Raw genomic sequence first — 7,019 nt, forward strand, 5'->3', positions numbered from 1 at the left:
TCAAGAGAAGCTTAGTCTTCTGGTTATCGGAGGTTGGTGATTTCCAATCTTCGTGTCAAACATTTATTGCAAAACTCTTCGTTTCTAACGCTTAAAACTTATCACGTCAATTTTTCCCTCCTTCCTTTTCATTGACATATTAATCATTGTAGGTAATTTTGAAGCACGGAATAACCTTTTCCGCTTGTTCTTTATATAATTTTTAATTTCTCATTTTTAATTTTCATTATTATCTGTTCTGATATTCATGAATTTTACCATTATCTTTAGACAAAATTTTAACCATCAAAATAGTTAGTCAATATGAAAGTAACAGTAGTTGGTGCCGGCGGTAATGTCGGTTCTACGGTGTCGATGGCCGTGGCGCAGCGCGACTTTGCCAAAGAGGTCGTCATGGTCGATATCGTACAGGAAAAAAACGGCAATAAAATCTATCCGTCAAAAGGCCGGGCGCTCGACCAGTGGGAATCATCACCCATTCACAAATTTGATACCAGGCTCACCGGGACCGTGGACTATGAAGACACGGCGGGCTCCGATGTATGTGTGATTACGGCGGGAGTCCCGCGCCGCCCAGGCATGAGTCGCGATGATCTGCTGGAGACCAATGCCAACATCGTGCAGTCGGTCACCGAACAGCTCATCGAACATTCCCCCGACACGATACTTGTCATCGTTTCCAACCCGCTCGATGTAATGGCACAGGTTGCCTACGAAACCAGTGGACTGGATTCCAGCCGCGTGATGGGGATGGCCGGAATTCTGGATACCGCGCGATATCGTTCGTTCCTGGCCGAAGAGCTGGATGTATCTCCCAAAGATATTCAGGCCCTGCTGCTGGGGGGACACGGAGACACGATGGTGCCCCTGCCCCGCTTTACAACCATAGCAGGAATGCCGGTCACCCAGTTTATCGATGAAGACAAGCTGGAGGAAATTGTCGAACGCACCAAAGGCGGCGGCGGCGAGCTGGTCAACCTGATGGGAACCTCAGCCTGGTATGCCCCCGGTGCAGCTGCAGCACAAATGGTGGAAGCTATTATACTCGACCAAAACCGTATCTTTCCCTGTGCGGCGTACCTGAACGGCGAATACGGTCATGAGGACCTGTTTCTGGGCGTTCCCGTAAAATTGGGCGAGGGGGGCATCAAGCAGATAATCGAGGTTGATTTAAACGCAGAAGAACAAGAACTTATGGACACATCGGCTGATCACGTGCATTCTGTCCTTGCAGAATTCCGCGAGCTGATGGATAAATAAATCGCAATAAACTGAAGACGTAAGGCTTCTTCACTACTTGCATTTTAAAAAAAAGGCTTCGCCGACCATAGCGGAGCCTTTTTTGTTATTGTAGGATGAGTCCTGGGTCCTTCAAACTTTTTACCTAAAACTTACTACTTTTTACTTTTTTATGGCGCGCTTACAAGCACAATATCTTCCGCCACCAGTCCCTTGTCATTTTCAATCAGGTCAAATTCAAAAATAAGATGACGGCTCGGCAGAAAGCTGGTGTCAAAGTCACTTTCAAATTGTGAGATATGGGCAAATACCGTTTTGTAGGGCGACTCTTCAAAGCGCGAATCCGTAATCCACAGATTCTCGTTCAGCGCTACCAGGTAACGCATGAAGCCGTAGCCGTCGTTATGCGAGAAATCATAGCATACCCCGCGTACGCGCGAACCCACTTCCCCCCATCGATAGGGCGACTCAATAGGCAGCAGTCCGGGAATAAGATAGCCGGAAATATACAGATCCGCCTCCTTGCGAAGCTCTGAGGGCATATCATCAAAACCCACCAGCTCTACCCGCGTACCTTTCTGTTGAATCGCTTTGACTACGCTTACATAGCTCCCGTCGTTAGTAAGTAACACAATGTTATCCAGCTGATCGGCCTGTGTCAACATATCGACTGCCATGTCCATTGATACGGTCGACTTCGTAATAACCTCGCCCGTCTCATCATCTTCATAATATTGCATTGGCTTTTCAATGACCTTGTACTCAAAATCACGTAACACCTCGCTGAATCGCTCGGTCTTGGCCTGATAAGACTCATCCTCCATGGCCCTCTCCTGATCATAGCCAAGATAAACATTCATACGTGAAGGAGATCGACCGTCTCGGCAGGCAAATTTTCGCAAAATATCATATCGTAAGCCGAATCCACCGTTCATTGTTACATTTACTGCATCGACGAAAATACCAACCTTACCTTCCATAATAATTTCCTCTCTATTTAATGATTGCCTTAATAATAGCTTCTTACTGCTGGGTACTTCTTTTGTCACCCGGAAATAAATAATGGATAATAAATAACCTACTTTTCACCTGTAGGCCGGGAAAGCCACGCGAAGCCTGTTATACCAATAATTAACATAATTGTACGGCTCATCCATTCCCCGGGAACCCAGTAGGTCAGGTAGGGCTGGAAATACAAACAGAGAACGGCAAGAAGCATCATACCAAAAGCCCGGAGGAGCTGGTAATCCACAGGATAAATTTTTATGCTCTGATAATAGAGCAGCAACGCCATCGCAGCGTAACTGATAAGCGTGGCCGCGGCAGATCCCATCATTCCAAAATAAGGGATAAATGCGAGATTGGCCGCAATTGTAACCCCTGCACCGATTAGTGTAATAACAGGAAGGACTTTCGTTTTCTCTTCGATAAAGATGCCGGCAGAGAAGTTCATGTACCATCCGTGGAACCAGTAAGCCCCGAGCAGCACCGGTACGATATGCAGGCCCATCCAGTATTCCTCGCCCACCAGGTAGGCGTCGAGCAGGGGGATTCTAATTTGGACAATTTGCTGAACAAATAATGCTACAACCAGAAAGCAGATTGCTGCAACGACGTTGAAATACCTAAACACATCCCGATAGGTTTTCGGTGCCTGCGGGTCGTCGGACTCCCGCAAAAAGAAAGGCTGCCAGGCCATCCGAAACATCTGTACCAGCAGCAGCATAAAAACCGATACTTTATAACTGGCACTATAGATACCCACAATATCGTCAGGAATCAGATCAGGAGAATAGAGATCCGCAACGGTAGACTGCGACAGGTAATTACCAAGGAAAAAACGGTCGAGGGTCTCGTTGATAACAAACCCCAATCCCGCCGGAACAAACGGCAAACCAAACCGGAGCGCCTTTCGGAGGACCGGCGTATCCCAGGAACCGGAAAACATATCGGATGTAACTACCCAAAGAACCAGGGCGGTAATTCCCGATGCCACCAGGCTGGCAAAAAACACCGCCTCGATCCCCCAGTCCAGTCCCAGGATAAGGTAGAACTGCAGTCCCACGTTAACCAGGATATTACCCGTTTTAAATATAGCAAAATGCCACTGCTTTCGAACCAGTCGAAGTTCCGCAAACGGGATCAACACCATGGTATCAAACCACAAAATCCCAAGCATCATCCAGTATAGGTTCTGATTGCCGGAGGCTTCCAGGTTCATGGTAGGCATCAAGAGGGGAGCCACCAATACCAGCAGCACCACAAGCAGAGAAGAAAGGACCCCGAGTCCGGTCTGAAGCGTTTTGAACACATCTTTTGCGAGGTCCCGGTCCTTGGCATACCGCAGGTAGGCTGATTCCATGCCAAAGGTAAAGATCACATTCAGAAAGGCGAGACCGGCATAGACCAGGCTTATGATACCGTACTGGGAGGGGATAAAAACATCCGTATGCAGAGGCACAAGCAGGTAACCAATAAATCGAGCCAGCACGCTGCTGATACCATAGATAAGCGTATCGGAAAGAAGTTCTTTAAGTTTTTTCAAGGTGAATGTTCGTTATAAGAATGCCTTTTTGAAACCCCTCAACCTGAACCTGCATGAACCGATCGTTTTAAAAGCCTGTTACCCTGAATGCCTTGTGACGATTATTATTCCGGTCCGGCAAAGTAAGAGATAAATAACTTTTGTCGCAGGGTATCCAGCTTTTAGCTGTTTCCCAACAGTCTTTCCATGGCATATACGCCCAAAACATAGCTGTGTTTCCCAAAGCCGGTAATAATGCCACTGGCGACGCTGCCGGTGAGCGTTTGCTCGCGAAATTCTTCGCGCGCATGAATATTGGATAAGTGGACCTCCACGATCGGTATTTCCAGCAGGTCCAGGGCATCGCGAATAGCTACCGACGTATGCGAGTAGCCGCCAAAGTTAGCTATGAGTCCGTCTACGTCGCTTTTCAAAAGAGACTGGATCGCCTCTACAAGTTCCCCCTCCAGATTACTCTGAAAGAAAACCATTTCATCGTCGGGGAAGGTGTCGACCAGCAGCTGTTCAATGTCCTCAAGCGTATCGGTTCCGTATTGTTCGGGATCACGGGTGCCCAGCATATTCAGGTTCGGGCCGTTTAGTACGGATAATTTCATAGGGATACCTCTTTACTGATCAGCTCTTTCAGCTCTTCCATTCGATCTTCGCTTACAGAGACATTGTGTCCCAGTGCCATCACCTGATGGGTTTCATACAACGGGATCAAATGAACATGCGCATGCGGCACTTCGAGTCCCTGCACGATCACGCCGGTGCGAAGCGGATCAAGGGCTTCATCGATCGCCCGGGCCATGGTTCGGGAAAAATCCATCGTACTCTGCAGTAGCGCATCCGGCAGGTCGAAGAAATAATCCACCTCCTGTTTAGGCACCACCAGCGTATGTCCCTCCGCAATGGGATTGATGTCCAGAAAAGCAATATGGTCGCCGGTTTCTGCGACTTTGTGACAGGGAATTTCCCCCTCAATAATTTTGGTGAAAATGGTTGACATAGGGTACGGGTTCTTACGGTTACGGTTACGGTTACGGTTACGGTTACGGTTACGGTTACGGTTACGGTTACGGTTACGGTTACGGTTACGGTTACGGTTACGGTTACGGTTACGGTTACGGTTACGGAAGCTGGTCATAGCTCACCTTTTTGTCAAATCCTAACGCCAGGTTTTTTGCTTCATTTCCAGTTTGAAATTCGCAGCTCCCAGCTCCCAGCTCTCCATCCCCAATTCCTAATTCCTAATTCCCCAAAAACTATATCTTCTCATACAGAATCCCCCCTGATCTCTTTACTTGTCGTATAGTTCCTTCCTGCTCTCCCCAGTCCAGATATCCCAATACCTCTGACAGTACCAAAAACAGGGCGCCCTGCTCAATAGCATCGGCAAACAGGTGCCCGGACAGCTCCATCAGGCTCTTTGGGCATTGTTTCAGTAGTTGCCGGATGCTCTTGTACCGCTGTTCATGTTCATGCAGGTGATGACGGGCCACTTCGCAAATATTACCAATCGCTTCCCCGTGACCCGGCAATACCATTCCCCGTTGCTTTGCCATCCACCGCAGCGATTGTCGGTATTGCGGCAGGCTTTTATTCCGCTTTCCCGAGTCGGGGTCGAAATTTATCAAGGCGTTGGTACTGATATGCTTTAGCAAGAGGTCCCCGCCGAACAGCAGTCCCTCTCCGCTGTCAAATACGATATGACCCGGTGCGTGTCCCGGCGTTGCTCTGACGTGTACCGAAAAACGACCGCTCGTCAATTGGTCACCGTGCCGGACCCATTGAGGTTCAATGGGCAGCTGATATTGTTGCAACCACTCCAATTGATCCAGCATTTGATCTATCAGCGATTGCGGAAGTTCATGCGCATAGAAGAAATCCCGGAACCGTTCTCGATCACTGTTTCCCGCAAAATTAGCCCGCTCTTTGGGATGTCCATATACCTGAGCTCCCGACTTGTCTGCCAGCCATGCCGCTTGTCCGAAATGATCGGGATGTCCATGGGTCAACCAGATTTCATCCAGATCGCTAACCGTCAATCCACATTCTCTCAGATGAAACTTCACCTGCTCACGGGAATTCTGGGCATAGTGCCCACAATCAACAAGCACATTTTTTTCGTCCATGAGAAGGTAACTAAACACATCACCCACAGCAAAAGGAGTCGAAATTTGAAGAGGATAGACATAGTCACGGGCAAAAGAGGGTAGCTGCAAATCGAAGCGGGTTTCTTTATTTTATTTGTTTTATTATCAAAAACACGTTTTGCGGTTGGTTTCCAAATAACTTTTTGATGTCCTCAAAACCTGAAAGCATTGAGGTGGCAAAGACATTGAGAGAAACCAACGTCCGATGGTATGCTGTCAGATCAGTTTTTATGTAAACCGTATAACAGATTACCTAAATATAATGGGGAAAGGTACTGAATTTTATGTCAAATTATTGCCGGCGGAAGATCATTATCCGTCAAAATTTACAGCGGATAAATTTTTCCCGGTTTAAGGTTGAAATTCAACCCATTAAAGCCGTATATTTGGAATCTATTTTGAGTTGGAGAGTCGGTAGCTCAGATGGTAGAGCAACGGCCTTTTAAGCCGTGGGTCGAGGGTTCGATCCCCTCCCGACTCACATCTACGACACTCTCTCTTAAGCCTCTGAGGTTGATAGCTTCAGGGGCTTTTTTTAAGCACTGTTTGAATATGGTACTTCCGAATGTTCAATGCATCGCAATTCCATCATACTACTCGTATACTTGAGATATGGAATTACACTCCCTTATTTTCGTGTTGATAGGAGACACACTCTATTTGAATCTTTTTCTATCTTATTATTTAACTCATTTTTATGGCCGAGAACAGGAAACAATCATCGGACAATAATAATCCACAAAATAAAAAAGGAAATAAAAATCCGGGCGGCAAATATCAGTATAGCTTCTATTGGATTATTATTGCCACCCTCCTTGCTTTTTGGCTTTTTAGTTCCCAGGAGGGCGGGCTGTTCGGCGGTCCCCCTACCATTGATTACAGCACTTTTCGCGAACAAATACAGGCTGGCAATGTACAGAAAGTGACGGTTCGCGGCGAACAGATCGACGGGGAGCTTAAGCAGAAAACTGCGCTCAAAGCCTCTGAAGATGATACCACCCAGTACAACCAGTTTTCGACGTATCTGCCCTCTTTTGGTGACGAGAAGCTCATGGATATGCTCGAAGCGAATAACGTGGAGGTACAGACCCTCCCCG

General features: G+C 47.4%; 7 protein-coding genes and 1 tRNA gene. 3 read left to right on the forward strand and 5 right to left on the reverse strand.

Annotated features, from left to right (window positions below; genetic code table 11):
• The first annotated feature begins 303 nt into the window (after window positions 1–303).
• Window positions 304–1,260, forward strand: a complete 957-nt coding sequence (gene mdh, locus ACESLU_RS09445; RefSeq protein WP_372638356.1) for a malate dehydrogenase — start codon at window positions 304–306, stop codon at window positions 1,258–1,260.
• Window positions 1,261–1,409: 149 nt separating this feature from the next.
• On the opposite strand, the gene ACESLU_RS09450 is transcribed toward mdh, so the two are convergent.
• From ACESLU_RS09450 to ACESLU_RS09470, 5 genes are all read right to left on the reverse strand, one after another.
• Window positions 1,410–2,219, reverse strand: coding sequence for an NYN domain-containing protein (locus ACESLU_RS09450; protein ID WP_372638358.1), 810 nt, complete (start codon window positions 2,217–2,219; stop codon window positions 1,410–1,412).
• Window positions 2,220–2,317: 98 nt separating this feature from the next.
• A complete protein-coding gene (locus tag ACESLU_RS09455; RefSeq protein ID WP_372638360.1) occupies window positions 2,318–3,784 on the reverse strand; it encodes a lipopolysaccharide biosynthesis protein in 1,467 nt (488 codons plus the stop codon).
• Between the two features lie 161 nt (window positions 3,785–3,945).
• Window positions 3,946–4,380, reverse strand: a complete 435-nt coding sequence (locus ACESLU_RS09460) for a type II 3-dehydroquinate dehydratase (protein ID WP_372638362.1) — start codon at window positions 4,378–4,380, stop codon at window positions 3,946–3,948.
• Window positions 4,377–4,775 (reverse strand): HIT family protein, encoded by a 399-nt coding sequence (locus ACESLU_RS09465; protein ID WP_372638364.1) that lies wholly within the window; start codon window positions 4,773–4,775, stop codon window positions 4,377–4,379. The genes ACESLU_RS09460 and ACESLU_RS09465 overlap by 4 nt, the downstream gene beginning before the upstream one ends.
• Before the next feature lie 256 nt (window positions 4,776–5,031).
• Window positions 5,032–5,991: an MBL fold metallo-hydrolase gene (locus ACESLU_RS09470; RefSeq protein WP_372638366.1), complete on the reverse strand. Its 960-nt coding sequence runs from the start codon at window positions 5,989–5,991 to the stop codon at window positions 5,032–5,034.
• A 339-nt stretch (window positions 5,992–6,330) separates the two neighbouring features.
• Here ACESLU_RS09470 and ACESLU_RS09475 point away from each other — a divergent pair.
• Window positions 6,331–6,403 (forward strand) — tRNA-Lys (locus ACESLU_RS09475).
• A gap of 216 nt (window positions 6,404–6,619) precedes the next feature.
• A partial coding sequence (locus ACESLU_RS09480; protein WP_372638368.1) for an ATP-dependent metallopeptidase FtsH/Yme1/Tma family protein occupies window positions 6,620–7,019 on the forward strand: 400 nt, incomplete at its 3' end.

The sequence above is a fragment of the Fodinibius sp. genome (assembly GCF_041642155.1).
Classification (GTDB): domain Bacteria; phylum Bacteroidota; class Rhodothermia; order Balneolales; family Balneolaceae; genus Fodinibius.

What these genes read in the sequence shown, in the direction of transcription:
- mdh (WP_372638356.1), top strand. Translation starts at nt 304, where the DNA reads ATGAAAGTAACAGTAGTTGGTGCCGGCGGTAATGTCGGTTCTACGGTG.
- ACESLU_RS09450 (WP_372638358.1), bottom strand. Translation starts at nt 2,219, where the DNA reads ATGGAAGGTAAGGTTGGTATTTTCGTCGATGCAGTAAATGTAACAATG.
- ACESLU_RS09460 (WP_372638362.1), bottom strand. Translation starts at nt 4,380, where the DNA reads ATGAAATTATCCGTACTAAACGGCCCGAACCTGAATATGCTGGGCACC.
- ACESLU_RS09465 (WP_372638364.1), bottom strand. Translation starts at nt 4,775, where the DNA reads ATGTCAACCATTTTCACCAAAATTATTGAGGGGGAAATTCCCTGTCAC.